The sequence below is a fragment of the Curtobacterium sp. PvP017 genome (genome assembly GCF_054060195.1).
In genome coordinates this window covers 94,091-120,284 of the sequence record NZ_JBSSCY010000005.1, presented here as the reverse complement: position 1 = coordinate 120,284, position 26,194 = coordinate 94,091, and the positions used below count along the sequence as shown (strand labels likewise).

The following is a 26,194-nucleotide window of genomic DNA, read 5'->3' as shown; positions in this document are numbered from 1 at the left end:
AACCGCTAGACTCGTCCAGCCATGATCTTGGACTCAGTACAGAAAACCGTCGCCGCCGTCGCGAGCGCCACCGCCGTCGTCCTCGTCCTCGCCGCCTGCAGCGGCGCGGGGACGAGCACCACGAGCAGCAAGCCGGTGAGCGGCGGGACCCTGACGTACGCGTCCGGCGACGCCGAGCCCACCTGCCTCGACCCGCACGTCGGCGGCAACTACCCGCAGGCGCTCCTGGCGACGCAGTACATCGAGGAGCTCGTCGGGCTCGAGGACGGCGAGCCGACGCCCGAGCTCGCGACGAAGTGGACCACGAGCGACGACGGCAAGACCCTCACCTTCACGCTGCGCGACGACGTCACCTTCACCGACGGCACCCCGTTCGACGCCGCCGCCGTCGTGGCGAACATCGAGCACGTGCAGGACCCGGCCACCGCGTCGAGCACCGGCTACCTCGCGCTGCAGTCGATCACGAAGGCGACCGCCACCGACGACCACACCGTGACGCTCTCGCTGAGCCGTCCGGACAGCGCGCTGCTCGAGTCGTTCTCGCAGCCCTGGGTCGGCATGGAGTCCCCGAAGGCACTCGAGCGCAAGCAGGCGACGAACTGCGAGTCCCCCGTCGGCACCGGGCCCTTCGAAGTGACCGGCTGGAAGCACGGCGACCGCGTCACCCTGACGAAGAACACCGACTACTGGGGGAAGACGAAGCCGCGCCTGTCCGGCATCACGTGGCGGTTCCTGCCCGACTCCACCTCGCGCTACGCCGCGCTGCAGTCCGGCCAGGTCGACGTCATCGACAACGCGCAGCCCGACCAGCTCAAGGCCGCGTCGGCGAAGGGCGCGATCCGTGACCTCGACGCCCCACGCCCCGGCGCCTCGAACCGTCTCGAGCTGAACTCCGGGCACGGGGTGTTCCGCGACGAGGCCGTGCGCCAGGCCTTCATCGCCGGCGCGGAGATCGACCCGGGCCTGCAGTCGCTGTTCCTCGGTACCGCGAAGCGCTCGTACTCGGTGCTCTCGAGCGCCGAGCCCCTGGCGTACTCGGAGAAGAGCCGGTTCGACTACTCCCCCACCAAGGCAAAGCAGCTGCTCGACGACGCCGGCTGGACGGTCGGGTCGGACGGCATCCGGCAGAAGGACGGCCAGCAGCTCACCGTGACGTTCCCGGTGTCGACGAACCAGTCGGTGCCGGCCGAGCGCAGCCTGTTCCAGCAGATCCAGGCGTCCGAGAAGGCCGTCGGGTTCAAGGTCGTGCTGGACGAGCTCGACCTGTCCAGCTGGTACGCGGCCCTCGCGGCGAACGAGTACGACGTGGTCAGCGCCCCGTACACGAAGGTCGGCCCCGACGTCCTGCGCATCCTGTACGACAGCGCGAGCATCGAACCCGCACCGTCCGGCTACTTCGCGAACCTGGCCCAGCTCGACGACCCCGCGCTCGACACCCTGCTCGAGCAGGCGGCCCGCACCTCGGACGCCGACGAGCGCGCCGACCTGTACGAGCAGGCCCAGAAGGCGATCCTCGCGAGCGACACCGTGCTCCCCCTGTACGACCAGCAGAACCACTTCCTGGTGCGCTCGGCCGTGCACGGCATCCAGACGACCTCCGTCTCGACGCCCTGGTTCGGCACCGCCTGGATCGACCGCTGACACGGATGCGATGGGTCTGGTGGGCCGTCCGGCGGCTCGCCGGGGGCATCGGTGTGCTCTGGGCCGTCGCGACGATCGTCTTCGGCGCGATCCGGCTCATCCCCGGCGACCCCGCACTCGCGATCCTCGGGGGTCCGGGTTCGCAGGCCTCCGCCGAGGCCGTCGCCCGGGTCCGCCACGAGTACGGCCTCGACCAGCCCGTGCTCGTGCAGTACGCGGTGTTCCTCGGTCGCCTCGCCACCCTGCAGCTCGGTGACTCCTACGCCTTCCGCACCCCCGTCGCCACCCTGCTCGGCCAGCAGCTCCCGGTCACGCTGACCCTGGCGGTGGCCGGGCTCGTCGTCGCGTGGGTCCTGGCGATCGTCGCGGCCTGGTGGTCGACGCAGCGCGGCCGGTTCGCGGCCGGACTGACGAGCGCGTTGAGTGTCACCGCGAGCGTGATGCCGCACTTCTGGCTCGGCAGCGTGCTCATCGTGGTGTTCGCGAGCGCCCTCGGCTGGGTGCCCGCGGTGAGCGACGGCACTGCCCGCGGCTGGGTGCTCCCGGTGCTGACGGTGGCCGTCCCGGTCGCCGGGTACCTGGCCGAGACCGTCCGCGACGGGGTCGTCGACGCGCAACGGTCCGCCTTCGCGCTCGCCGCCCGTGGCCGTGGCGAGACCCGCCTCGGGCTGTTCTCCCGGCACCTGCTCCGCCACGCGGCGCTGCCCGGGATCGCCCTGTCCGCCTGGGCCTTCGGATCGCTGGTGTCCGGGGCCGTGGTCGTCGAGTCCGTCTTCGCCCTGCCCGGCATCGGCCGCGCCCTCGTGACCGCCGTCACGCAGCGGGACATGCCGCTCGTCGCCGGGATCGCGCTGGTGTCCGCAGCCGCGTACGTCGTGGTGCTGGCCGTCGCCGACCTGGTCGAGCGCGTCGTCGACCCGCGCACGTCGGCGAGTCGTGGTGCGCGGAACGGCGGCGCACGCGGCGGCACCGCGCGACGCCGTGGACCCGGCCGACCGGCGGACGCGCGGTGAGCGGGATCGCCGACCCGGGCCTCCAGACCGGAGCGCCCGGCCGCCAGACCGCCGCCGGCACCGAGCGCGTCCGTGGGGGGACGCTCGGCGTCGGCGGCACCGCCGCGGCGGTGGTCGTCCTCGTCGCCGTCGTGGCGGCGGCCTGGCCGGCGCTGCTCGGCGGCGGCGACCCGCTCGCGGTGCACCCCACGGACGCCCTGGCCGCCCCGAGCGGCGTCCACCCGTTCGGCACCGACGAGTCCGGTCGCGACGTCCTGGCACGGGTGGTCGCGGGGACCCGCGCATCGCTCGTCGTGGGCGTCGCCGCGACCCTGATCGGGGGCGGAGTGGGCGTCCTGCTCGGCGTCGTCGCCGGGCTCGGTGCCGGGGCGGGACGGCTCGGCCGCCTGCTCGACGCCGTGATCGGCCGCGTGACCGAGGTGGCGTTCGCCCTGCCGCTGCTGCTCGTCGCCCTGGTGGTGATCGCGGTCACCGGACCCGGCCCGGTCCCCGCCGTGCTCGCCGTCGGCTTCGCCACCGCCCCCGGCTACGCCCGCATCGTCCGTGGACTGGTCCGTGCCGCCCGGTCGTCGCAGGTGGTCGAGACGGCGGTGCTGCTCGGTCGCTCCCCCGTCCGCATCGTGGTCCGGCACGTCCTGCCGACCGCACTCTGGCCCGTCGTCGCCGTCGCCACGCTCGGCGTCGGTCAGGCGATCGTCTGGGCCTCGGCACTGAGCTACCTCGGCGTCGGCACACCGCCCCCGGCTCCGGAGTGGGGCGCGATGCTCGCCGACGGCCGGACCTACCTGCAGACCGCGCCGTGGATGAGCACCTTCCCCGGACTCGCCATCGTGGTGCTCGCGACCGCCGTCACCGTGCTCGGTCGCGCGATCCGCCGAACAGGAGTCGTCCGATGACCACCGTCCTCGAGGTCCAGGGGCTGCACGTCGCCATCGCGGGCACGCCGATCGTGCACGACGTCGCCCTGCGGGTGGACGCCGGCGAGTGCGTCGCGCTGGTCGGCGCATCCGGCTCCGGCAAGACCGTCACCGCGCGCGCCGCACTCGGCCTGTCCGCGCCCGGCTCCGCCGTCCGCGCCGACGCCTTCACCGTCGCCGGTCTCGACGTCCGGGCGTTCTCCGACCGGCGGTGGCGCCAGGTGCGCGGGTCGCGGGTCGGCTACGTCGGCCAGGAGGCCCTGGGCGCGTTGGACCCGCTGCGACCGGTCGGGCGCGAGGTCGCCGACAGCCTCCGCCTGCACACCGAGATGGGTGCGGCCGAGCGCGTGGACGCCGTGCGCGATGCCCTGCGAGCGGTCGGCCTCGATCCGGACATCGCGACCGACGGCCGACTCGCCGGCACGCTGTCGGGCGGGATGCGGCAGCGGGCCCTCATCGCCGCGGCCACCATCGGGTCGCCCGCGCTCGTGGTCGCCGACGAACCCACGACCGCACTGGACGCCGGGGTCGCGGTCACCGTGATGGAACAACTGCGGGCGGCGCAGCAGCGCGGGGCGGGGCTGCTCGTGATCACACACGACCTCGGGCTCGTCGCGGGGTGGGCCGACCGCGTGGCCGTCATGCACGAGGGGCGGATCGTCGAGCAGGGTCCGGTCGCCTCGGTGTTGCAGGATCCGCAGCACGCCGCGACGCAGGCCCTGGTGCGCGCTGCCTCGCACGGTGCCGATCTGGTCGACCGGTGCGAGGTTGATGGCTCCGTGCAGTCCTCTGACGACGCACCGAGCGGGCAACCTCGCACCGAGCGCACCACCACGCACCGTGCGCCGACCGGCGACCGCGGCACCCAGCGCGCAACCTCGCACGGTGCGAGGGGCGTCCTCGTCGCCGAGGGCCTCGCGCGCGACTTCGACGGCGTCCGCGCGGTCGACGACGTGTCGTTCGGACTCGACCGCGGACGGGTGCTCGGCGTGATCGGCGCCTCGGGGTCGGGCAAGACGACCCTCGCGCGCGTGCTGCTCGGGCTCGAGACACCCGACGCCGGCACCGTCGGACTCGACGGCGAACCGTGGGTGCCGCTCCCCGAGCACGACCGACGCCCTCGGCGACACCGGGTGTCGGCCGTCGTGCAGGACCCCGGAGCCACCTTCGACGAGCGGTGGTCGGTCGAGCGGGTCCTCGCCGACGCGTTCTCGCGGGGCGGCGCTCGACGTGCCCAGGGTCCGCTCGCCGCCCGGGTGGACGCAGCCCTGCGGCAGGTCGACCTCGACCCGGCGCTCCGACCGCGCTCCCCGCGCACGCTGTCCGGCGGGCAACGGCAGCGCCTGGCGATCGCCCGGGCGCTGGCGACCGACCCCGAGGTGATCGTCCTCGACGAGCCGGTGACCGCCCTCGACGCCACCGTGCAGGACGCCGTGCTCACCCTGCTCGAACGGCTCCGCGACGACACCGGGGTCGCGATGGTGTTCGTGTCGCACGACCTGCTGGCGGTCCGGCGGATGGCGGACGACGTGCTCGTCGTGCACGAGGGCGCGGTCGTCGAGCACGGCCCCGCCGCGACGGTGTTCGCGCGCCCGGCGCACCCGGTGACCGCGCACCTGCTGCACGCCGCGGAGCGGCTGGCAGCAGGCCCGAGTCTCGCGCAGGGCGACCCGACTCGGGCCGCAGGCCCCGAGTCGGGTCGCTGACGCCGAGTCTCGGGGCCGCACCACGGCCCTGGACGTGACCGGAGGCCCGGTGCGCGTCCGTGACGGACGTGCACCGGGCCTCCAGGGCGGGTCTGACCGGGGTCAGGAGTCCGCGGACTCCTTCTTCGGCGTGTCACCCGAGATGATCGGGATCTCACTCGTCGCGAACTCCTTCGCCCAGTCGGACTGCGCGAACTCCGAGTTCGGGTCGTTGTAGTCGTCGATCACGCCGGCGACCTCGTCCTCGGAACCGACCGTCGGACCGGAGCCCATGAGCGGCGTGGCCGCGGTCTCCTTCGTGAAGTACACCGCGACGAGCCCGATGACGGCGGCCAGCATCAGGTAGAAGGCCGGGATGTCCTCGGCCCAGCCGTAGCCGGCGTCCTTCGCGGCGTTGATGAGCGCGGACGTCGCGAGCGGGGTCGTCCCACCGAACAGCGAGACGGACACGTTGAACGCGATGGCGAGGGCGCCGTAGCGGATGATCGTCGGGAACAGCGCGGGCAGCGTCGACGGCATGGTCGAGGTGAACGTGACGAGCACGACACCGAGGATCAGCAGGCCGGAGAACACCCCGACGCCCGTGCCGGTCTGGACGAGCTTGAGCGCCGGCCAGGACAGCAGGATGAAGCCGATGCAGCCGGCAGCGAGCACCGGACGACGGCCGAACTTGTCGGACAGCCGGCCACCAAAGGTGATGACGACCATCATGAGCAGCATCACGACGACGATCAGGATGAGGCCGAACGTGGCGTTCTGGCCGAGGTTCTGCTCGAGGTAGGTCGGCATGTACGACAGCAGCATGTAGTCGGTCACGTTGAAGACCAGGACCAGGCCGATGCAGATGATGAGCGAGCGCCAGTTCTCGGCGAAGAGCTTGAGGAACGGCGTCTTCTGCCCCTCGCGCTCGGCGGCCTGCTCCTGCTGCTTCTGGAAGGCCGGCGTCTCCTCCAGCTTGAGGCGCAGGTAGAGCCCGATCAGACCGAGCGGGCCCGCGATGATGAACGGGATGCGCCAGCCCCAGCTGAGCAGGGCGTCCTCGGACAGGCCGAACTGCAGGCCGGTGACGATCGACGCACCGAGCACGTAGCCGGCGAGGGTGCCGAACTCGAGCCACGAACCCATGAACCCGCGGCGCTTGTCGGGCGAGTACTCGGCGATGAAGGTCGCGGCGCCGCCGTACTCACCACCGGTCGAGAAGCCCTGCACGAAGCGCGCCACGAGCAGCAGGACCGGAGCCCAGAAGCCGATCGAGTCGTACGACGGGATCAGGCCGATCATCAGCGTGCCGGCGGCCATCAGGATCATCGTCAGTGCGAGGACCTTCTGCCGACCGATCTTGTCGCCGATCGGGCCGAACACGGCGCCACCGATCGGTCGGACGATGAACGCCGCGGCGAAGAACCCGAAGGTCGCGACGATGTTCGCGGCCGGGTCGCCCTGCGGCAGGAAGACCTGCGAGATCGTGACGGTCAGGTACGCGAAGATGCCGAAGTCGAACCACTCCATCGCGTTGCCGAGGGCGGCGGCCGCCACGGCGCGCTTGAGCAGCGACTCCTCGACGACGGTGACGTCGTCCTTCGTGAGCTTGCGCCGAGCGCGCTTCGCAGCGCCCTTCGAGCGCAGCGGTCGGTCGCCGTGCGGCAACGGCCGATCGCCGTGCGGGTGGGGTGCGTCGTTCGGTGCCAAGTCGTTCCTCCGGTGTGCGGTGCGTCCTTCGGGCGTCCGGCGGACGGCAACGGTGCAGTTCCTGCGAACCCGCGCTCGCCGGACAAACTCCGACAGACTACCAGGTGTCCGGCGTGTCCGACAGGTCCGTGTGGTAATCACCGCTCCGACCGCCCGCGAGCGGCGTCGGCCCCGCCCGCTACGATTGGGACACCTCGCATCGCGCGGGGACACTCAGGCACCTCATCACGGACTCGGTGCCGCACACACGTACGGAAGGCGCAGCCATGACCAAGCCCATGCCCGAGAAGCCCAGCGTCGACGGACTCGAGCAGGTCTGGGGGCCGGTCTGGGAGCAGGACGGCACGTACCGCTTCGACCGTGACGCCGCCGGCCACCGCGACGCCGTGTACTCGATCGACACCCCGCCGCCGACCGCCTCCGGGTCGCTGCACATCGGCCACGTGTTCTCGTACACGCACACCGACCTCAAGGCGCGGTTCGAGCGCATGCGGGGCAAGCACGTGTTCTACCCGATGGGCTGGGACGACAACGGCCTGCCGACCGAGCGACGCGTGCAGAACTACTACGGCGTCCGCTGCGACCCGACCCTGCCCTACGACCCCGACTTCACGCCGCCGTTCGAGGGCGGCGACGGCAAGTCGTCGAAGGCCGCCGACCAGCTGCCGATCTCGCGCCGCAACTTCATCGAGCTGTGCGACCAGCTGACCGTGCAGGACGAGCAGCAGTTCGAGGAGCTCTTCCGCACCCTCGGGCTGTCGGTGGACTGGACGCAGTCGTACCGCACCATCGACGAGACCTCGCGGGCGAGCGCCCAGCGTGCCTTCCTCCGCAACCTCGAGCGCGGCGAGGCCTACCAGGCCGACGCCCCGACCCTGTGGGACGTCACGTTCCGCACCGCGGTCGCGCAGGCCGAGCTCGAGGACAAGGAGATGCCCGGCGCCTACCACGGCATCGCGTTCCACCGTGCGGACGGCGGCGACGACGTCGTGATCCAGACGACCCGCCCCGAGCTGCTGCCGGCGTGCGTCGCCCTCGTCGCGCACCCGGACGACGAGCGGTTCCAGGACCTGTTCGGCACCACGGTCCGCTCCCCCCTGTTCGACGTCGAGGTCCCGGTGCTGGCGCACCACCTGGCACAGAAGGACAAGGGCGCCGGCATCGCGATGGTCTGCACCTTCGGCGACACCACCGACGTCGTGTGGTGGCGCGAGCTGCAGCTGCCGAACCGCGCGATCCTCGGCTTCGACGGCCGTGTCCGCTCCGACGAGCCCGCGTGGATCGAGAGCGAGCAGGGCAAGGCGCTCTACGCCGAGATGGCCGGCAAGACCGTGTTCTCGGCCAAGAAGGTCGTCGTCGACGCCCTGACCGAGTCCGGCGAGCTCGTCGGCGACGTCAAGACGATCAACCACCCGGTGAAGTTCTTCGAGAAGGGCGACAAGCCCCTCGAGATCGTCTCGACCCGCCAGTGGTACATCGTCAACGGCGCCCGCGACGAAGCCCTGAAGGCGACGCTCCGCGCCCGCGGCGAGGAGATCGCGTTCCACCCGGACTTCATGCGCGTCCGGTACGACAACTGGGTCGGTGGCCTGTCCGGCGACTGGCTCATCTCGCGCCAGCGGTTCTTCGGTGTGCCGATCCCGGTCTGGTACCCGCTCGACGCCGACGGCAACCCGGTGTTCGACCAGCCGATCGTCCCGACCGAGGCGCAGCTCCCCGTCGACCCGTCGTCCGACCCGGCGCCGGGCTACTCCGAGGACCAGCGCGGCGTCGCCGGCGGGTTCCAGGGCGAGCTGGATGTCATGGACACCTGGGCCACCTCGTCGCTCACCCCGCAGCTCGCGGGCAAGTGGGAGACCGACCCGGCACTCTACGACCTGGTGTACCCGTACGACGTCCGCCCGCAGGCGCAGGACATCATCCGCACGTGGCTCTTCACGACGGTGCTCCGCAGCCAGCTCGAAGCGGACACCGTGCCGTGGAAGCACGCGAGCATCTCCGGCTTCATCGTCGACCCCGACCGCAAGAAGATGTCGAAGTCGAAGGGCAACGTCGTCACGCCGCTGTCGATCCTCGAGCAGCACGGCGCCGACGCGGTCCGCTACTGGGCGGCGTCGTCGAAGCTCGGCACCGATGCGGCGTTCGACCCGCAGAACCCGAAGCAGATCAAGGTCGGTCGTCGTCTGGCGATCAAGGTCCTGAACGCGGCGAAGTTCGTCTACGGCTTCCCGCTGCCGGAGGGCGCGAGCGACGTGACCGAGGCACTCGACGTCGACATGCTCGCCGAGCTCGGCGCGGTCGTCGAGCAGGCCACCGCCGCGTTCGACGGGTTCGACCACGCCCGTGCGCTCGAGATCGTGGAGCGGTTCTTCTGGACCTTCTGCGACGACTACCTCGAGCTCGTGAAGGAGCGTGCCTACGGCACGGCGGCCGACGCGACGCACGAGACCCAGGCGAGCGCGGTCCTGGCGCTGCGCGGCGCGATCGACGTGCTGCTCCGGCTGCTGGCACCGTTCCTCCCGTACGCGACGGAGGAAGTGTGGGCCTGGACCCACGAGACGAGCGTGCACCGGGCCTCCTGGCCGACCGCTGCCGATCTGCCGACCGACGCGGCCCCCACCGGGCTGCTCGCGGCCGTCGGGCAGGCGTTGATCGGGATCCGCGGCGCGAAGACGGCGGCGAAGGCGTCCCAGAAGACGCCCGTGACGCGCGCCGTGGTCGCAGCGCCGACCGAGACGCGGGTGCTCATCGAGCGCGCGGCGGTCGACCTGGCGGCCGTCGGCCGCATCGAGAACCTGTCGTTCGTCGACGGTGACGAGCTCGCGGTCACCGAGATCGAGCTCGCGGAGCAGCAGGCGTAAGGTCGGCCGTCCGGGCCGGGTCGCGTCGGCGACCCGGCCCGTCCACCACCGGACAGGAGGCACGGATGCAGTTGGGCACACGATGGGGCGTGGGTGCGGAACCACCTGCGCGACTGCCCGAGGCGATGGTCGTCGCCGTGCGCGGGGTCGAGGACGAGCTCGCTGCGGAGTCGGTCGACACCGGGGCGTGGGGCTGGACCCTGACGTTCTTGGAGGGCAAGCCGATCGTCGAGCTCGACGACGGCACCTCGATCCACCTCGACGATGCCGGGCACGCACAGGTCACGAACCCCGACGACGCGGCTGAAGAGGACTAGCGCGCGGTCCGCAGTCCGCGGTCTGCGGTTCGCTTGGTGAGCAGAAATGGTCGGGTCCCTGGTGGGGACCCGACCATTCCTGCTCACGATGCGGGGACCGTGAGGCACCCGCGTGATCGCCGAGGGATCAGGACTCGGCGAGCCAGGTGAGCAGGACCTCGTTCACCTCAGCGGTGTGCGTGGTGAGCAGGCCGTGCGGGGCGCCCTCGATCTCGACGTACTTCGCGGCCGGCAGGGCTTTGGTGAAGCGGCGACCGGTGGCGTCGATCGGCAGGATGTTGTCCGCCGTACCGTGCACGATGAGTGCCGGGACGGTGACCTTCGGGATGTCCTGGCGGAAGTCCGTCGGCCAGGTCAGCGGTGCTGCGGCGGACGCGATCGCACCGGAACCGGCGGCGACGTTCCAGGCGTTGCGGACGGCCTCTTCCGAGATGCGCGAGCCGAGGTTCTCCGACAGGTTGAAGAAGTCCTGGTAGAAGTTCGTGAAGTACGCGTACCGGTCCTTCTCGACGTCGGCGGCGATGCCCTCGAAGAACGACATCGGGCCGGCACCGTCCGGGTTGTCCTCGGTGATGGCCAGGAACGGCTCGAGCGAGGCGAGGAACGCGACCTTGGCGATCCGGTCCTGTCCGTGGCGGCCGATGTAGCGGGCGATCTCGCCGGTACCCATCGAGAAGCCGACCAGGATCACGTCGCGCAGGTCGAGGGTCTCGAGGACCGTGTGCAGGTCGTCGGCGAAGGTGTCGTAGTCGTAGCCGGTGCTCGGCTGCGAGGACTGCCCGAAGCCGCGGCGGTCGTACGTGATCACGCGGTAGCCGGCCTCGAGCAGGGCCGGGGTCTGGCCCTCCCACGAGTTGCCGTCGAGGGGGAAGCCGTGGATCAGCACGATCGGCTGCCCGGTCCCCTTGTCCTCGTAGTGGAGTTCGATGTCGACGCTGTTCTCGGTTCCGACGGTGATGGCACCCATGATCGTTCCTTCCCTGAGTATCGCGGAGAACGATCGTTCTCCGCCGATGTGGATTACACTAGAGAACGATCGTTCCCGGCGCAACTCGGGAACGGTGAACACACAGCGAACGGGGTACGTCATGGCAACCAGCACCGTCGAACCGGATGTCCGCGCCCACATCGTGGACGTCGCGGACCAGTTGTTCTACGCGCGCGGCATCCAGTCGGTCGGCATGGACGAGATCCGCACCGGCGCCGGCGTCTCGCTGAAGAAGCTCTACGCGGCCTTCCCCGGCAAGGAGCAGCTCATCGCGGCAGTCCTGTCCGGGCGGCACGACCTGTGGGAGCGCGGCGTGCACGGTGCGGTCGAGGCCGCCACCACCCCGCGCGACAAACTGCTCGCCGTGTACGACTTCCTCGAGTCGTGGTTCGGGGACGACACCTTCCGCGGGTGCGGCTTCATCAACGCCTTCGGGGAGCTCGGGGCCACGTCGCCCGCGGTCGCCGAGATCGCCCGCGAGCACAAGGACTCGTTCCAGCGGTTCGTGCAGGAGCTCACCGCCGAGGTCGTCACCGATCCGGAGCGTGCCGAGGAGCTCGCCGCCCAGCTCGCGCTGCTGGCCGAGGGCGCGCAGACCACGGCCGCCATCGCCGGCACCACGGTGCCCGCCGCGCACGCCCGCCGTGCGGCTTCCACGCTGATCGACGCCGCGACGGGGCCGTCCCGCGCCTAGCTGGTCGCTTCGGGCGTACTGGGTCGTTTCTTCTGATCCGGTACGCCCGATTCCGCTTTCCAGACCGGTCGCGATGGGAAGGAACGCACCCACAGGGCGGACGGGAGGCGCGGGGCCGGGCCGCCACGGGCCTCCCGTCCGTCCCGTCCCGGCGCGACGTCCGTAGGGTGGTGACCATGGCAACTCCGTTCGACGTCCCGAGCACCCTCCCCTACGCGCTGCCGCCCTTCGGCGACGTGCGACTCGAGCACTACCGGCCGGCCTTCGAGGCCGGCATGGCCGAGCAGCGCGCCGAGGTCGAGGCCATCGCCACCGATCCGCACGCACCGACGGTCGAGAACACCCTCATCGCCCTCGAGCGCTCCGGGCAGTTGCTGACCCGCGTCAGCCACGTGTTCTTCACGCTGTCGTCGGCGGACTCGACGCCGGAGCTGCACGACCTCGAAGCCGAGATCTCGCCGCTGCTCGCCGCCCACCGCGACGCCATCACGCTGGACTCGCGGCTCTACGCCCGGGTGCAGTCCGTGCTCGACGGCGCCGAAGCGGCCGGGCTCGAGGGCGAAGCGCTCCGACTGGTCGAGCGCACCCACGCCGAGATGACCCTGGCGGGCGCCGGACTCGACGACGCCGGCAAGGAGCGCCTGACCGCGATCAACCAGGAGTTGTCGACGCTCACCACCACCTTCGAGCGCAACCTGCTCGAGGACACCAACGACTCCGCCGTGCACGTGACCGACGAGGCCGAGCTCGAGGGCCTCGACGACGGTGCGAAGTCCGCCGCCGCCGGATCCGCCGCCGACCGCGGGCTCGAGGGGTGGCTCATCACGCTGCCGCTCTACACCGGACACCCGTGGCTGCCGTCGCTGGCGAACCGCGATCTGCGCGAGCGGATCATGCGCGCCTCGCTCGCCCGCGGTCGCCGCGGGAACCAGTACGACAACCGCGAGGTGCTGCTGCGCATCGTGCGACTCCGGGCCGAGCGTGCCGAACTGCTCGGGTTCCCGAACCACGCCGCCGTCGTCACCGCCGACGAGACCGCCAAGACCCCCGAGGCCGTCGACGGGCTGCTGTCGTCGCTCGTCGGCGCCGCGGCACGGAACGCCGACGACGAACGAGCCGTCCGGTCCCGCACCGTCGGGTACGACATCGAGTCGTGGGACTGGGCGTACGCCACCGAGATCCTGCGCGGGGAGCAGTTCGCCGCGGACAGCTCCGCGCTCCGGCCCTACTTCGAGGCCGACCGGGTCCTGCACGACGGCGTCTTCCACGCTGCCGGAGCACTGTACGGCCTGACGTTCACCGAGCGTCCGGACCTGCACGGCTACAACGACGAGGTCCGTGTCTTCGAGGTCACCGGCGACGACGACGAGCCCGTCGGGCTCTACCTGCTCGACCTGTACACGCGCGACGGCAAGCGCGGCGGTGCCTGGATGAACCCCGTCGTCGAGCAGTCCGAGCTGCTCGGCACGCTGCCCGTCGTGGTGAACAACCTCAACGTCGCGAAGCCGGCACCCGGGTCGCCGACGCTGCTCATCCAGGACGAGGTCGAGACGCTCTTCCACGAGTTCGGCCACGCGCTGCACGGCCTCATCGCCCGAACCACCTACCCCCGCTTCTCCGGCACGAACGTCGAACGCGACTTCGTCGAGTTCCCGAGCCAGGTGAACGAGATGTGGGTGTCGTGGCCGTCGGTCCTGGCGAACTACGCCAAGCACCACGAGACCGGTGCCCCGCTGCCGCCCGAGCTCGTCCTGGGCCTGAGCGAGTCCGAGGGCTTCAACGAGGGCTTCGGCACGACCGAGTACCTGGCCGCAGCACTGCTCGACCAGGCGTGGCACCGCCTCTCCGCCGCGGAGGCCGCGGCGGTGACGTCCGTCGAGGACTTCGAGGGTTCGGCACTCGAGTCGGCCGGGATCGCCGTCGAGGCCGTCCCGCCGCGGTACTCGTCGACGTACTTCGCGCACACGTTCTCAGGCGGGTACGACGCCGGGTACTACGGGTACATCTGGTCCGAGGTGCTCGACGCCGACACCGTCGAGTGGTTCCGTGAGAACGGCGGGCTCTCCCGGGACGCCGGCCGTCGGTTCGCAACGCGGCTGTTGGGTGTCGGCGGAGCGAAGGACCCGCTCGAGGCGTACCGCGACTTCCGCGGCCGTGACGCCGAGGTCGGGCCGCTGCTGCGGCGCCGCGGGCTGGAGTAGGGCCCCGCGCGGGCGCCGCGCGGGGCGGGGCGGGCGCTTCCGGGCGTACCGCCTCGAATCGGGCATACCTGGTCGGAACTTTCGACCAGGTACGCCCGATCTCACCCTCCAACGCAGCCGTCATGGGAAGTACCAGACGTCGTTCCGCGCACCGCGCCGACCGCCCCACCACGACGAAGGCCCGCACCGAACGGTGCGGGCCTTCGCGGCGTTCCGGAGCGCTACGCCGACTTCTCGACGCGCTTCGCCCGAGGCCGCGGCACGATGGTCGGCGCGGCGTTCTCGAGGACGGACTCGCGGGTGATCACCACGCGGGCCACGTCGTCGTCGGAGGGGACGTCGAACATCACCGGGCCGAGCACTTCTTCGAGGATGGCACGCAGGCCGCGGGCACCGGTCTGGCGCAGCACGGCCAGGTCGGCGATCGCCTCGAGCGCGCCCTGGTCGAACTCGAGCTCGACGCCGTCGATCTGGAACATCCGCTGGTACTGCTTGATCAGCGCGTTCTTCGGCTCGGTCAGGATCTGCATGAGCGCCGCCTGGTCGAGCTGCGACACCGTGGTGACGACGGGCAGACGACCGATGAACTCGGGGATCAGGCCGAACTTGTGCAGGTCTTCCGGCAGGACCTCGGAGTACAGGTCCTGGTGGTCGGTCGCACTGTGCAGCGGCGCCCCGAAGCCGATGCCCCGCTTGCCGACGCGCGAGGACACGATGTCCTCGAGCCCGGCGAACGCACCGGCCACGATGAACAGGACGTTCGTCGTGTCGATCTGGATGAACTCCTGGTGCGGGTGCTTGCGACCACCCTGCGGCGGGACGGAGGCGACGGTGCCCTCGAGGATCTTGAGCAGTGCCTGCTGCACGCCTTCGCCCGAGACGTCGCGCGTGATCGACGGGTTCTCGGCCTTGCGGGCGATCTTGTCGACCTCGTCGATGTAGATGATGCCGGTCTCGGCGCGCTTGACGTCGTAGTCGGCGGCCTGGATGAGCTTGAGCAGGATGTTCTCGACGTCCTCGCCCACGTAGCCGGCCTCGGTCAGGGCAGTGGCGTCGGCGACGGCGAACGGGACATTGAGGCGCTTGGCCAGGGTCTGCGCCAGGTACGTCTTGCCACAACCCGTCGGGCCGATGAGCAGGATGTTCGACTTCGCGATCTCGATGTCGTCGCGGTCTTCAGCAGCGGTGATCTGCCCCTGTGCCCGGATGCGCTTGTAGTGGTTGTAGACGGCCACGGCGAGGGCGCGCTTCGCCGGGTCCTGCCCGATGACGTACTCCTGCAGGAAGTCGAAGATCTCGCGCGGCTTCGGCAGTTCGAAGTCACCGCTCGAGGTGTCCTCGCCGGCTTCGGCCAGGCGCTCCTCGATGATCTCGTTGCACAGCTCGACGCACTCGTCACAGATGTAGACACCCGGACCGGCGATCAACTGCTGGACCTGCTTCTGGCTCTTGCCGCAGAAGGAGCACTTGAGGAGGTCCCCGCTCTCTCCGATGCGTGCCATTGCCGTGCCTCCCTGGTTGGACATGCCGGCCCGCGCGCTCGCACCGGCCGCTGGTGCACCGCTGCTGGTGGGCACCTCGTCGTGGACACGAGCCTAACCGCAACCGGTGACACCGACCGTGCGGCGCCGCGGGATTTCGCGCGCGCGTTCGCCCAGGGCGTTCGGGCCTGCTACCGTGATCCCGTCGTCTCTACAAGTTGTAGAAACCCCGTCGAACCAACCCCCGAAGGATCCCCATGCAGAAGCGTCTCGCCGCCGGCGGCGTCGTCACCCTCGGAGCAGTGGCCGTCATCGTCCTCGGCACCGCCGGCGCAGCCAGCGCGCACGTGTCCGCGACGGCCACCTCGACCGCCGCGAACTCGTACACCACGGCGACCTTCTCGGTGCCGCACGGCTGCGACGGCTCCCCCACCACGAAGATCGAGTTCCAGGTGCCGGAGTCGGTCATCGAGGTCACCCCCACCGTGAACCCGAACTGGAAGATCACGAAGGCGACCGAGCCGTACACGAGCCCCTCCGCCGCGACCGACGGTGAGCACGCCGAGGACGCCGCCGAGCGCGTCACGAGCATCACCTACACCGCGAAGACCCCGCTCCCCGCCGACGAGCGCGACACCTTCGCGCTGTCCTTCTCGCTGCCCGACGGCACGGCCGGCGACCTCGTCGAGTTCCCCGCGATCCAGACCTGCGAGAAGGGCTCGGTCGAGTGGAACCAGGAGCAGCAGGCCGGCGAGGCCGAGCCCGAGCACCCGGCCCCCTCGATCACGCTGACCGCGGCCGAGGCGACCGACGACGACGGTGACCCGGTCGCCGCCACCCCGACCGCCGAGGCCGCAGCCGGCTCGACGGCCCCCGCGGACCCCGACCTGGTCGGCCGCTTCCTCGGCCTGGGCGGCCTGGTCCTCGGCGCCGTCGCTCTGGTCGTCGCCGTCGCCGGCACGCGCCGCCGGAGCTCCGCCAAGTGACGCAGCGCGGCTCGCGTCGGACCCGACTTCGGTCCTCTGCCTGGAGGCTCGTGGCCGGGTCCGCCGCGGCCGTCGCGATCGCGGGCGGTGCGGTCCTCGGGCTCGCGGGGCCCGCCAGCGCGCACAACTACCTGATCGCGTCCACCCCGGAGGTCGACGGCACGCTCACCGCGCTGCCGAAGACGTTCGAGATCACCACGAACGACAAGCTGCTCGACATCGGCGACTCCGGGTCGGGCTTCGCCTTCCGGGTCGTGGGTCCGGACCGGAAGTACTACGAGGACGGCTGCGTCGACGTCGACGGCCCCTCGATGACCACGCCCGCCGCACTCGGCGACTCCGGGAAGTACACCGTCGAGTGGCAGATCGTCTCCGCCGACGGCCACACCGTCTCCGACGAGTACGCCTTCACGTGGAAGGCCCCTTCCGGGTTCTCAGCTGCGACGGGATCGTCGACGCCGCCGACCTGCGCCACCGCGGGCGACGACTCGACCGAGGCCGCCACCACCGGCACTGCCTCGGGCGACACCGACTCGGCCGCGACCGACGCGCTCTGGATCGGCGCCGGAGGCGTCGTCCTCGTCGCCGCGGTCGTCGCGGTGCTTCTGCTCCTGCGGCGCCGCCCCGCGCCCGAGACGGACGACGCCGACGACTGACACCGCTGCACGACGAAGGCCCCACACCGATCGGTGCGGGGCCTTCGTCGTTCCTGCTGGTGCTACTTGACGAGCGCCGGCAGGTTCTTGCGGCTGGTGAGGACCTGGTCGATCAGGCCGTACTCCACGGCTTCCTGCGCGGACATGATCTTGTCGCGCTCGATGTCGTGGTTGATCTCCTCCGGCGTCTTGTTGGAGTGCTTCGACAGCGTCTCCTCGAGCCAGGTGCGCATGCGGAGGATCTCCGCCGCCTGGATCTCGATGTCGGACGCCTGACCGCCACCCTGCTGGGTCGCGGGCTGGTGGATGAGCACACGGGCGTTCGGCAGCGCGAGGCGCTTGCCGGGGGTGCCACCAGCGAGGAGCACCGACGCGGCCGAGGCGGCCTGGCCGAGGCAGACCGTCTGGATCTGCGGACGGATGTACTGCATCGTGTCGTAGATCGCGGTCATCGCGGTGAACGAGCCACCGGGCGAGTTGATGTACATGACGATGTCGCGGTCCGGGTCCATCGACTCGAGCACGAGCAGCTGGGCCATGACGTCGTCAGCCGACGCGTCGTCGACCTGGACACCGAGGAACACGATGCGGTCCTCGAAGAGCTTCGCGTACGGGTCCTGGCGCTTGTAGCCGTAGGCCGTGCGCTCCTCGAAGCTCGGCAGGATGTACCGATTGGACGGAGCCGGGACGTTCTGCGCGCCACCGAGCATTGGGAGATGCATTCTCGTTTCCTTTTCTTCGGTGGGGATCAGGACTGGGCGTCGGGTTCGGCCGCGCTGGTGGGCGTCTCGCCGTCGGCGACGGTGCCGCCGCCACCGATGACCTCGGCGCTCGAGGCGCGGAGGTGGTCGACGAAGCCGTACTCGAGCGCTTCCTGCGCCGTGAACCAGTTGTCACGGTCGTTGTCCTTGAGGATCTGCTCGATCGACTTGCCGGTCTGCTCGGCCGTGAGCTCCGCCATGCGCTGCTTCATGTCGAGGATGACCTTGGCCTGCGTCTGGATGTCGGCAGCGGTACCGCCGAACCCGCCGGACGGCTGGTGCAGCAGGACGCGGGCGTTCGGCGTGATGTAGCGCTTGCCCGGCGTGCCGGAGGACAGCAGGAACTGTCCCATCGACGCGGCCAGGCCGATGCCCACGGTGACGATGTCGTTCGGGACGAACTGCATCGTGTCGTAGATCGCCATGCCGGCGGTGATCGAACCACCGGGCGAGTTGATGTAGAGGTAGATGTCCTTCTCAGGGTCCTCGGCGGCGAGCAGCAGCAGCTTGGCTGCGATCTCGTTCGAGTTGTCGTCGCGGACCTCGGAGCCGAGCCACACGATCCGGTCTCTCAGAAGGCGGTCAAAAACACTGGGGTTCAGTGTTGCTTCGGCCATGGAAAAGCTCCCGTTCAGTTGTCGCTTGTTGTCGAACTTATCGGTTGCAACGCACCACTTCGCGTGTGTTCGCCGACAGCAATGCGGTGGTGCGGAAATACGAGACGGGAGGCACGGTGCCAGCTGGCACCGTGCCTCCCGTCCGTCGTTCTGGTGGCGTCGAGATCGTTACTCGGCGTCCTCAGCAGGAGCCTGCGCAACGCCCGCCGTGAAGGCGGACAGGTCGACGGCGTCGCCGTTGGTGTCCTTGACGGTCACCTTCGACAGGACGGTCGCGACGGCCTTGGAACGGGCGACCTCGCCGACCATGCCGGGGATCTGGCCGTTCTGGTCGATGACCTTGATGAACTCGGCCGGCTCCATGCCGTACTGCGCAGCAGCCTGGATGAGGTACTGGGTCAGTTCCTCCTGCGAGACCTGGATCTCTTCCTTCTCGGCGATCGAGTCGAGGAGGATCTGCGAGCGGAAGGCCGTCTCGCTGGACTCCGAGACCTCCTTGCGGTGCTCGTCGTCCTCGAGGCGGTTCTCCTGCTCGAGGTGACGGTGCACCTCGTCCTCGATGAGCTGCGCCGAGATCGGGATGTTGACGTCCTCGATGAGCTTCTCGACGAGCTTGTCGCGAGCCGCGGCGCCCTGACCGAAGGTCTTGGACTTCGCGATCTGCTCCTTCAGGTCCGCCTTGAGCTCGTCGATCGTGTCGAACTGGCTGGCGATCTGCGCGAACTCGTCGTCGGCCTCGGGCAGCTCGCGCTCCTTGACGGCGGTGACGGTGACGGCGATCTGGGCGGTCTCGCCCTCGCGGTCGCCACCGACGAGCTTCGACTCGAAGTTCGTCGACTCACCGGCGGTCAGGGACTCGAGCGCCTCGTCGATGCCCTCGAGCAGGTCGCCGGAGCCGATCTCGTAGGAGACGCCGGTGGCCGAGTCGACCTCGTCGTCGCCGATGCTGGCGGTGAGGTCGATCTGCGCGAAGTCGCCGGTCTTCGCCGGACGGTCGACCGTCACGAGCGTGCCGAAGCGGGTGCGCAGGTTCTGCAGCTCCTCTTCGATCTCGTCGTCCGACACCTCGACGGCGTCGACGGTGAGCTCGTACGCGGAGTAGTCCGGCAGGTCGAACTCGGGACGCACGTCGACCTCGAAGGTGAGGACGAGGTCGCCGGCGAAGTCGGCGAGGTTCGGCAGCTCGGCGACGTCGGCCTCGGCACGGCCGAGGATGCGCAGCTCCTGCTCTTCGACCGCCTGGCGGTAGAAGTTGTCGATGGCGTCACCGACGGCGTGGTTCAGGACCTCGCCACGGCCGACGCGCTGGTCGACGATCGCCGGCGGGACCTTGCCCTTGCGGAAGCCGGGGATGTTGATCTGCTCGGCGATGTGCTTGTACGCGTGGTCGATGCTCGGCTTGAGATCTTCCGGCGTCACGTTCACGGTGAGCTTGACGCGGGTGTCGCTCACCTTGTCGACGGTGCTGGTGGCCACGGGATGTTCTCCTGTTGGTTGACGTTCGTGTGGTCGATGGTTCTCGAGGACCTGGTCGGGGCGACAGGAGTTGAACCTGCGACCTCCCGCTCCCAAAGCGGGCGCTCTACCAAGCTGAGCTACGCCCCGTTTGACTGGGCCAGGGTGTTCGCGCACGCCGAAGGGCGCACGCGACGCCGATGAGTCTAGCGGTCCGGGGCCGGGCGGTTCCCGGGAGGAACGTCACTCGTCCGCTGCGGCGCGTCGCAGGCCGTTGCGCCACCGCACACCGACGAGCACCTGGACCCCGAGCGCCGCCACCCCGAGCACGATCCCGACGACGATCCGCCACACGTGCAGCAGGGCGTGCGCGGGCTGCGACTGCGGATCACCGAACAGCTCCGGGCGCATCGAGAACACGATCGCCGCGAGGACCACCAGCACGTACGAGACCACCCGCGACCAGCGGATCGTGCGCTCGGCGCCGGCGTCCGGCTTGGGGAGGACGCGCCCTGGCATGTCGTGCTCGTTCGTTCGGTGCTCGTTCGTCCGCTACGATGGTCTGGCTGCGCCTGGTGCGCAGGCGCGGGGATGTAGCTCAATGGTAGAGCCCCAGTCTTCCAAACTGGCCACGCGGGTTCGATTCCCGTCATCCCCTCTCTTCTTCCCCTGTCTGCCGTCGCCGCACGGTGCGGTGTTCTTCAGCCCGTGCACGGTGGGTTGCTCGGTGCGAGATCGTTCTGGCGCACGGAGCGATCAACCCCGCACGCAGCGAACACGCGCGCACCGTGCATCTCGGCACCACCCTGAACTGGGGATGGGGCGGCGGAGAGACCTCACGGGTCGCGTTCGGCTCCACGACGGTGCAGAGCTCGACCCTGGCCCAGGGCACGACCTCAGTGACGACGCCCGGGGTCCGCGGTGTCAACACGAAGACGTACCTCGTCACGTACACGGACGGTGTGGAAACCGACCGTGTTCTGCGGAGCGAACGCGTCACGACGCCGCCGGTGACGCAGGTCACCACGGTCGGAACCTACGTCGCCCCAGCAGCACCTGCCGCTCCCGCGGCCCCGACGTGCACGAACGGCACCTACGTCAACGCGGCGGGAGCAACGGTCTGTCGACCAGAAGCGGCTTCGAGTGCGCCCGCTGGCGCGACAGCCAAGTGCGTCGACGGTGTTTACAGCTTCAGCCAGTCACGGCGAGGAACCTGCTCTGGGCACGGAGGCGTCGCCGTCTGGCTGTGACACATGCCTGCTGGTAGCGGCACCGATGCTCGGTTGTCAGAGCGCGCCGATCGGCTCTTCGTCGACTTCCTGTCGCAGCATCCGGTACTGCCGCTCCCAACCAGGGGTGCCGCGCCCAGCGGCGTGCAGCGCAGTCCGGACTGCCCCGAGCGCACGGTCGAGCGCACCGAACTCGTCGTCCGAGACGACCCCGATCGAGAAGTTGAGGGTGCCGGTCGCGATGTCGACGGCCAGGTCCTGATCGTGGACGTCGTCGAGATCGAAGAGCGCGTCCGCGATGACGTCGAAGTCCGCCGTGAGCTCGGCGCGGAGGTCGTCCGCTGCCTCGAGCTGTGCTGCGCACTCGACGCGCACGATGTAGTTCGTCATGAGCTTCTCCTGTCCCAGCAGCCTGTTCTCTCGAACCGATACTTCAGATGCACAACGTACCAGGGGTTCGACGGCGTCACGTGGACCGTGTGCAGGTGCTCGCCGCACGGGCAGTACGCCTTGTAGTACTTCTTCCCTTGCCTGCCGTCCCCGCACGGTGCGAACACGAGCGCACCGTGGGTGGTCAGGAGCCGCCGAGTTCGAGCGTGATCTGCGGGGCCTCGCCGACCTCCACCTGAGCACGGCGACGCTCGACAGCACGAAGGGGCACGAGGTACCCGCCGTCCTTCGGGAACAAGGAGGTGGTCCAGGTGACGGCGCCGATCGTCACCCGGGCGGGGATCACACCCCACCCGTAGGTGAGCATCGGCGCGAGGTCGGCGATGACCTCGGCGGCGTCCGGCGGCACGACGGCGAAGAAGAACGGCGACGGGCCGCGCCACTCGACGACCTCGCCGCGGAACTCGAGCTCCATGCGGCGATCGTACGGCCGCACCCCTCGCACGGTGCGAGGTCGACGGAACTCCGTGCGAGGTTCCACACTCGGTGCGACGGCGGGGGGCTCGCACCGAGTGCGGAACCTCGCACCAGGCCGAGCCCCCAGCCGCTGCCGTCAGCGCGAACGTGTCAGCGGTACGACGCGGCCTGCCCGTAGAGCTTCTGCGTCAGCGCGGAGACGTAGGCGGACTTGTCGCCTCCCGGCAGGTTGTACGTCATGAAGACGCCGTACCCGTCGGCCTTGGTGCGCGAGGCGAGCGACACCGCGGTCGACTGCGAGGTGTTCTGGATGTCCACCGCGGCAGCCGACAACCGGGACTTGTCGAGCCCCGGGATCGACGGCGCCGAGTACGTGCCGTAGTAGGGGTTCCAGGCGTAGTCGAGCTTCGAGCCGATGGTGCTGCTCGACTGCGACAGCGAGGACGACGCCGGGCCGATGTCGTAGAACGAGATGAGCTTGCCGGGCATCTGGGCACGCAGCGCGGTGATGAGCCAACCGATGGACTGCTGGTTCGGCTGCGGGGTGCCGTTCGCGCCGTAGTCGGAGTACTCGTCGTCGAGGTCGACGCCGTCGAGTCCGTACTTCGACACGGTGGCGGCGATCTGGGACGCGAAGTCCGACGCCGCTGCCTGGGTCGGGAAGTTGGCGATGCCCGCGCCCTGGTGGTTGCCGAGGACCGACAGCGACACCTTGATGCCCTTCGCCTGCAGCGGCTTGATCTGCGTCGCGGCGTTGTCGAGGGTCGCCTGCACCTTGTCGTTGTTGACCAGGACGGCCTTGGAGCCGTTCCAGTTGATGTTCGCCGCGAAGATGATCGCGACGTCGAAGGCGTTCGCCCCGCCGGACAGCGTGTACCGGCCGACGTTGGCGAGCTGGTCGTTGTTGACCTCGACGTAGGCGATGCTCGTCGGCCCGGACTTGGTTCCGGCGGCAGTGCCGATGGCAGTCGCGGCGGCCGCACCGGGCGCGGCCGTCGCTGCGGTCGGCACGAGCGGTGCCGCCACCATCGCGGCGATGGCCGCCACGATCCCGAACTTCATGGACTTCTTCATGTCATTCCTCCTTGAATGGGTCGGTCGTTCAGTTGTGTGGGAAGCGGAAGGTGCGGACCTCGTAGGCGTCGACGGCGAACGAGGACGCGTCGACGGTCCCGGCCGAGGCCAACGGCTCTTCGAGCAGGGTGACCTCGGCAGCCGGACCGAACGGCCCGTCCACCGCGACCCCACCGGTCCCCCGCCGCCCCACCGGCTCGTACACCCGCACGACCAGGTCACCGGAGCGGTCGTCGGCGAGCTTGACGCTCGACAGCACGACCCCGCCGGACACCCGCACGAGCGGTGCGAAGCCGTGCGCCCCGGTGATCGTCCGCGCTCCGGCGTTCATCCGCACGCCGGCCGCCGTCGCCCCGAGCTGGTCCGTCCCGATGACGATGCCGTACCGGTGCGTCTGCACACCCTGATCGGTCTCGGGGTCCGGGAACCGCGGTGCCCGCAGCAGCGACAGCCGCACGGTGGTGGTGACGTGCCCGTCGACCGCGTCGCGGGTGGTGTCGAACCCGTGGATCGAGTCGTTCACGAGCGCCACGCCGAAGCCCGGCTCCGACACGAGCACGTAGCGGTGCATCGACGTCTCGAACTTCGCGGCCTCCCACGAGGTGTTCGTGTGCGTCACCCGCTTCTGCGCACCGAACTGCGTCTCGGCGACGGTGTGCTCGGCGCGGACATCGAGCGGGAACGCGACCTTGAGGAACTTCTCGGTCTCGTGCCAGTCGGTGGTCTGGTCGAACTCGAGGGTGCGGGAGTCCGGCGCGAGCGTGATCTCCTGGCGCACGGTCGAGTCGCCGAAGGCCCGCGAGACGACGACGCGCGCGACGCCGTCGGCATCGACGGACGCGTCGAGCGACGTCAGCGCGACGAGGTCCTCGACCCGGTTCCGGTAGTACCGGTCGACGTCCCACGCGTCCCACATGTTCGGGAAGTCCTGGTGCAGCTGCAGCAGGTTCGCGGACTGTCCGGCAGCGATCGCCTCACGGCCGCTCGCCAGGTCGACGGCGCTCGTCACGAGCCCCTGCGCGTCGACGACGATCCGCACCAGCTCGTTCGCCAGCACGTACCCGCCGTCCTGCTCGGTCAGGGTCACGGCGGTGGCTTCCGGCACGTCGGTCGCCAGGACCGCGCCCTGCGCGGGTGCGCCGGCCTGGAGGAACGGGGCCGGGTTCACGACGACGGCTGCCTGCCCGGTACCGGCCAGCGCCGAGAGCGCCTGGTCGATGATCGCGGTCAGGGCCGCGGCCGTCTCGGCGTAGCGCTCGACCGCTTCCCGGTGCACCCACGCGATCGAGGTGCCCGGCAGGATGTCGTGGAACTGCTGGAGCAGGACCTGCTGCCACAGGGCGTCGAGCTCGTCGTACGGGTAGGCGAAGTCGGTGCGGGCGGCGGCGGTCGCGGCCCAGAGCTCGGCCTCGATGAGCAGCTGCTCGCACCGGCGGTTGCCCTGCTTCGTGCCGTGCTGGCTGGTCAGCGTGGCGCGGTGCAGCTCGAGGTACAGCTCCCCCACCCACAGCGGCGGGTCGGTCAGCTCGGACTTCGCGCGGTCGAAGAACGTGTCCGGGTGCTCCCACCGGACCTTCGCGCTCCCCTCGAGGTCGGCAAGGCGTGCGGCCGTGCCGGTCATCTCGCGGGTGGTGCCACCACCGCCGTCGCCCCAGCCGACCGGTGCGATCGAGCCCGTGGCGAGCCGGTTCTCACGGAACTGGCGGGAGGCCTTCGCGACCTCGCTGCCGGACAGGCGGGAGTTGTAGGTGTCCATCGACGGGAAGTGCGAGAACACCCGCGAGCCGTCGATGCCCTCCCACAGGAACGTGTGGTGCGGGAACTTGTTCACCTGGTTCCACGAGATCTTCTGCGTGAAGAACCACTCGAAGCCCGCACGGCGCATGAGCTGCGGCAGGGCCGGTGAGTACCCGAAGCTGTCGGGCAGCCAGACGCCCTTGGGTCGGATGCCGAACTCGCGCTCGAAGAACCGCTGTCCCTGCGAGAACTGCCGGACGATGCTCTCGCCGGTCGGCATCACGGTGTCGGACTCGACCCACATGCCGCCGATCGGCAGGAACCGGCCGGCCTCGACCGCGGCCTGCACCCGCGCGTAGACCTCGGGGCGGTGTTCCTTGATCCACGCGTACTGCTGCGCGCTCGACATGCCGTACAGGAAGTCGTCGGTCTGGTCGATGAGCTCGGTCATCGTCGAGGTGGTGCGGGCGACCTTGCGGATCGTCTCGCGGACGGGCCAGAGCCACGCGGAGTCGATGTGGGCGTGGCCGATCGCGGAGATCGTGTGCGCCGAGGCCTCTGCCGGGGCGGCGAGCACGTCGGCGAGCGCCGCGCGTGCGTCACCCGCGGTCGCGGCGATGTGCTGCAGGTCGAGCCGGTCCAGCGCATCGTCGAGGGCCTGCAGGATCCGCATGCGTCGGGGTCCCTCGGGCAGCTCGGCCTGCAGTTCGAGCAGGACGTCGATGTCGAGCGCGAGTTCGTGCACCTCGGACTCGAAGACGGCGAGGTCCATCCGGCGCGAGGTGTAGAGCCGCTTCGACGACGAGGTCTGCACATCCCCCTGCTGCGTCGGCAGGAAGGGGTGGTAGTCGAGCAGGACGGGGTTCGACGCGGCCTCGACGAAGAGCTCGATCGTCTCGCCGCCCTCGGCCCGCTCGGTGACCAGGACCCACTGGTTGCGCGGGTTGATCGACTTCACGGGTGTGCCGTCGGCCAGGTAGACGAGCCCCTCGCACTGGAACCCGGGCATGTTCTTGTCGAACCCGAGGTCGATCACGGCCTCCACCCGACGTCCGACCCACTCGGTCGGCACGGTCCCGGTCAGCCGGAACCACGTGGTGCCCCACGCCGCGCCCCACGGAGTGCCCACCTCGTACGGTTCGAAGGCGAGCTGCAAGCCCTCGGTCGGCGGGATGGGCTCACCGGGCAGTTCGTGCCACGCGGTCTCCAGCGGCACGGCGGTGGCGTGCACCGCGGGCGTGATCCGCTCGTCGAGGACCCGGCGGGCCCGTCCGGTGGTGAGGGGGATGTCGTCGTGCATGGGG

The 26,194-nt window shown here is 70.2% G+C and carries 22 protein-coding genes and 2 tRNA genes; 12 read left to right on the top strand and 12 right to left on the bottom strand.

The features are described from left to right. The first annotated feature begins 21 nt into the window (after positions 1-21). The 4 genes from ACVKXF_RS11580 to ACVKXF_RS11565 are packed head-to-tail and all read left to right on the top strand — an operon-like array spanning position 22 to position 5,277. Entirely contained in the window at positions 22-1,641 is a 1,620-nt protein-coding gene (locus ACVKXF_RS11580; RefSeq protein ID WP_123313469.1) for an ABC transporter substrate-binding protein, read from the top strand. A gap of 5 nt (positions 1,642-1,646) precedes the next feature. After that, positions 1,647-2,654, top strand: a complete 1,008-nt coding sequence (locus ACVKXF_RS11575; protein WP_456795793.1) for an ABC transporter permease — start codon at positions 1,647-1,649, stop codon at positions 2,652-2,654. Then, positions 2,651-3,550, top strand: coding sequence for an ABC transporter permease (locus ACVKXF_RS11570; protein WP_456795792.1), 900 nt, complete (start codon positions 2,651-2,653; stop codon positions 3,548-3,550). The genes ACVKXF_RS11575 and ACVKXF_RS11570 overlap by 4 nt, the downstream gene beginning before the upstream one ends. Beyond that, on the top strand, positions 3,547-5,277 hold the full coding sequence (locus ACVKXF_RS11565) for an ATP-binding cassette domain-containing protein (protein WP_456795791.1): 1,731 nt from the start codon (positions 3,547-3,549) through the stop codon (positions 5,275-5,277). Before ACVKXF_RS11570 ends, ACVKXF_RS11565 begins: the two co-directional genes overlap by 4 nt. Before the next feature lie 102 nt (positions 5,278-5,379). Here ACVKXF_RS11565 and proP read toward each other — a convergent pair whose 3' ends face one another. After that, positions 5,380-6,966 carry a glycine betaine/L-proline transporter ProP gene (gene proP, locus ACVKXF_RS11560; RefSeq protein ID WP_260233110.1) on the bottom strand — a complete coding sequence of 529 codons (1,587 nt, stop codon included), beginning with the start codon at positions 6,964-6,966 and terminating at the stop codon, positions 5,380-5,382. 266 nt (positions 6,967-7,232) lie between these two features. Here proP and valS point away from each other — a divergent pair, with 266 nt between their 5' ends. Together valS and ACVKXF_RS11550 are read left to right on the top strand one after the other, a co-directional pair. Beyond that, entirely contained in the window at positions 7,233-9,827 is a 2,595-nt protein-coding gene (gene valS, locus ACVKXF_RS11555) for a valine--tRNA ligase (RefSeq protein ID WP_456795790.1), read from the top strand. 65 nt (positions 9,828-9,892) lie between these two features. After that, entirely contained in the window at positions 9,893-10,144 is a 252-nt protein-coding gene (locus ACVKXF_RS11550) for a hypothetical protein (RefSeq protein ID WP_123313465.1), read from the top strand. A gap of 127 nt (positions 10,145-10,271) precedes the next feature. On the opposite strand, the gene ACVKXF_RS11545 is transcribed toward ACVKXF_RS11550, so the two are convergent. Further along, positions 10,272-11,111, bottom strand: a complete 840-nt coding sequence (locus tag ACVKXF_RS11545) for an alpha/beta fold hydrolase (RefSeq protein WP_456795789.1) — start codon at positions 11,109-11,111, stop codon at positions 10,272-10,274. Between the two features lie 121 nt (positions 11,112-11,232). Here ACVKXF_RS11545 and ACVKXF_RS11540 point away from each other — a divergent pair, with 121 nt between their 5' ends. Both ACVKXF_RS11540 and ACVKXF_RS11535 read left to right on the top strand, forming a co-directional pair. Next, positions 11,233-11,826, top strand: coding sequence for a TetR/AcrR family transcriptional regulator (locus ACVKXF_RS11540; protein WP_396290597.1), 594 nt, complete (start codon positions 11,233-11,235; stop codon positions 11,824-11,826). Between the two features lie 176 nt (positions 11,827-12,002). Further along, positions 12,003-14,027: a M3 family metallopeptidase gene (locus ACVKXF_RS11535; RefSeq protein ID WP_456795788.1), complete on the top strand. Its 2,025-nt coding sequence runs from the start codon at positions 12,003-12,005 to the stop codon at positions 14,025-14,027. Positions 14,028-14,248: 221 nt separating this feature from the next. On the opposite strand, the gene clpX is transcribed toward ACVKXF_RS11535, so the two are convergent. Next, a complete protein-coding gene (clpX, locus tag ACVKXF_RS11530; protein WP_111084519.1) occupies positions 14,249-15,529 on the bottom strand; it encodes an ATP-dependent Clp protease ATP-binding subunit ClpX in 1,281 nt (426 codons plus the stop codon). A 236-nt stretch (positions 15,530-15,765) separates the two neighbouring features. Between clpX and ACVKXF_RS11525 the strand changes: the two genes are divergently transcribed. Together ACVKXF_RS11525 and ACVKXF_RS11520 are read left to right on the top strand one after the other, a co-directional pair. Further along, the gene (locus ACVKXF_RS11525) at positions 15,766-16,494 is read left to right on the top strand and encodes a YcnI family copper-binding membrane protein (protein WP_456795787.1); all 729 of its coding nucleotides are present in this window, start codon (positions 15,766-15,768) and stop codon (positions 16,492-16,494) included. A 50-nt stretch (positions 16,495-16,544) separates the two neighbouring features. Then, positions 16,545-17,150 (top strand): copper resistance CopC family protein, encoded by a 606-nt coding sequence (locus ACVKXF_RS11520; RefSeq protein ID WP_456795786.1) that lies wholly within the window; start codon positions 16,545-16,547, stop codon positions 17,148-17,150. A gap of 62 nt (positions 17,151-17,212) precedes the next feature. Here ACVKXF_RS11520 and ACVKXF_RS11515 read toward each other — a convergent pair whose 3' ends face one another. From ACVKXF_RS11515 to ACVKXF_RS11495, 5 genes are all read right to left on the bottom strand, one after another. Next, positions 17,213-17,872: an ATP-dependent Clp protease proteolytic subunit gene (locus tag ACVKXF_RS11515; protein WP_027464696.1), complete on the bottom strand. Its 660-nt coding sequence runs from the start codon at positions 17,870-17,872 to the stop codon at positions 17,213-17,215. Positions 17,873-17,898: 26 nt separating this feature from the next. Then, positions 17,899-18,528, bottom strand: coding sequence for an ATP-dependent Clp protease proteolytic subunit (locus ACVKXF_RS11510; RefSeq protein WP_340196154.1), 630 nt, complete (start codon positions 18,526-18,528; stop codon positions 17,899-17,901). A 168-nt stretch (positions 18,529-18,696) separates the two neighbouring features. After that, positions 18,697-20,004: a trigger factor gene (tig, locus tag ACVKXF_RS11505; protein ID WP_185021418.1), complete on the bottom strand. Its 1,308-nt coding sequence runs from the start codon at positions 20,002-20,004 to the stop codon at positions 18,697-18,699. 52 nt (positions 20,005-20,056) lie between these two features. After that, a tRNA-Pro gene (locus tag ACVKXF_RS11500) sits at positions 20,057-20,133 on the bottom strand. A gap of 93 nt (positions 20,134-20,226) precedes the next feature. Then, the gene (locus ACVKXF_RS11495) at positions 20,227-20,502 is read right to left on the bottom strand and encodes a hypothetical protein (RefSeq protein WP_456795785.1); all 276 of its coding nucleotides are present in this window, start codon (positions 20,500-20,502) and stop codon (positions 20,227-20,229) included. A gap of 68 nt (positions 20,503-20,570) precedes the next feature. Here ACVKXF_RS11495 and ACVKXF_RS11490 point away from each other — a divergent pair. Then, positions 20,571-20,641: transfer RNA gene (locus ACVKXF_RS11490), tRNA-Gly, on the top strand. A 31-nt stretch (positions 20,642-20,672) separates the two neighbouring features. Then, positions 20,673-21,233, top strand: coding sequence for a DUF3761 domain-containing protein (locus tag ACVKXF_RS11485; protein WP_456795784.1), 561 nt, complete (start codon positions 20,673-20,675; stop codon positions 21,231-21,233). Between the two features lie 36 nt (positions 21,234-21,269). Here the strand turns inward: ACVKXF_RS11485 and ACVKXF_RS11480 are convergent, their stop codons facing one another. From ACVKXF_RS11480 to ACVKXF_RS11465, 4 genes are all read right to left on the bottom strand, one after another. Further along, positions 21,270-21,602 carry a hypothetical protein gene (locus ACVKXF_RS11480; RefSeq protein WP_222660213.1) on the bottom strand — a complete coding sequence of 111 codons (333 nt, stop codon included), beginning with the start codon at positions 21,600-21,602 and terminating at the stop codon, positions 21,270-21,272. Between the two features lie 184 nt (positions 21,603-21,786). Beyond that, a complete protein-coding gene (locus tag ACVKXF_RS11475; protein WP_456795783.1) occupies positions 21,787-22,077 on the bottom strand; it encodes a DUF1905 domain-containing protein in 291 nt (96 codons plus the stop codon). 152 nt (positions 22,078-22,229) lie between these two features. After that, complete coding sequence (locus tag ACVKXF_RS11470) at positions 22,230-23,153, bottom strand: endo-beta-N-acetylglucosaminidase H (RefSeq protein WP_456795782.1); 924 nt, start codon at positions 23,151-23,153, stop codon at positions 22,230-22,232. A gap of 28 nt (positions 23,154-23,181) precedes the next feature. Continuing rightward, positions 23,182-26,190 carry an alpha-mannosidase gene (locus tag ACVKXF_RS11465; protein ID WP_456795781.1) on the bottom strand — a complete coding sequence of 1,003 codons (3,009 nt, stop codon included), beginning with the start codon at positions 26,188-26,190 and terminating at the stop codon, positions 23,182-23,184. Positions 26,191-26,194: the final 4 nt, after the last annotated feature.

Excerpts from the sequence above, each read along its gene's own strand:
- ACVKXF_RS11510 (WP_340196154.1), bottom strand. The coding sequence starts at position 18,528 with ATGGCCGAAGCAACACTGAACCCCAGTGTTTTTGACCGCCTTCTGAGA.
- valS (WP_456795790.1), top strand. The coding sequence starts at position 7,233 with ATGACCAAGCCCATGCCCGAGAAGCCCAGCGTCGACGGACTCGAGCAG.
- ACVKXF_RS11480 (WP_222660213.1), bottom strand. The coding sequence starts at position 21,602 with ATGACGAACTACATCGTGCGCGTCGAGTGCGCAGCACAGCTCGAGGCA.
- ACVKXF_RS11495 (WP_456795785.1), bottom strand. The coding sequence starts at position 20,502 with ATGCCAGGGCGCGTCCTCCCCAAGCCGGACGCCGGCGCCGAGCGCACG.
- ACVKXF_RS11545 (WP_456795789.1), bottom strand. The coding sequence starts at position 11,111 with ATGGGTGCCATCACCGTCGGAACCGAGAACAGCGTCGACATCGAACTC.
- ACVKXF_RS11535 (WP_456795788.1), top strand. The coding sequence starts at position 12,003 with ATGGCAACTCCGTTCGACGTCCCGAGCACCCTCCCCTACGCGCTGCCG.
- ACVKXF_RS11470 (WP_456795782.1), bottom strand. The coding sequence starts at position 23,153 with ATGAAGAAGTCCATGAAGTTCGGGATCGTGGCGGCCATCGCCGCGATG.
- clpX (WP_111084519.1), bottom strand. The coding sequence starts at position 15,529 with ATGGCACGCATCGGAGAGAGCGGGGACCTCCTCAAGTGCTCCTTCTGC.
- ACVKXF_RS11525 (WP_456795787.1), top strand. The coding sequence starts at position 15,766 with ATGCAGAAGCGTCTCGCCGCCGGCGGCGTCGTCACCCTCGGAGCAGTG.
- ACVKXF_RS11515 (WP_027464696.1), bottom strand. The coding sequence starts at position 17,872 with ATGCATCTCCCAATGCTCGGTGGCGCGCAGAACGTCCCGGCTCCGTCC.
- ACVKXF_RS11565 (WP_456795791.1), top strand. The coding sequence starts at position 3,547 with ATGACCACCGTCCTCGAGGTCCAGGGGCTGCACGTCGCCATCGCGGGC.
- ACVKXF_RS11475 (WP_456795783.1), bottom strand. The coding sequence starts at position 22,077 with ATGGAGCTCGAGTTCCGCGGCGAGGTCGTCGAGTGGCGCGGCCCGTCG.
- ACVKXF_RS11540 (WP_396290597.1), top strand. The coding sequence starts at position 11,233 with ATGGCAACCAGCACCGTCGAACCGGATGTCCGCGCCCACATCGTGGAC.
- ACVKXF_RS11580 (WP_123313469.1), top strand. The coding sequence starts at position 22 with ATGATCTTGGACTCAGTACAGAAAACCGTCGCCGCCGTCGCGAGCGCC.
- ACVKXF_RS11465 (WP_456795781.1), bottom strand. The coding sequence starts at position 26,190 with ATGCACGACGACATCCCCCTCACCACCGGACGGGCCCGCCGGGTCCTC.
- ACVKXF_RS11575 (WP_456795793.1), top strand. The coding sequence starts at position 1,647 with ATGCGATGGGTCTGGTGGGCCGTCCGGCGGCTCGCCGGGGGCATCGGT.
- ACVKXF_RS11550 (WP_123313465.1), top strand. The coding sequence starts at position 9,893 with ATGCAGTTGGGCACACGATGGGGCGTGGGTGCGGAACCACCTGCGCGA.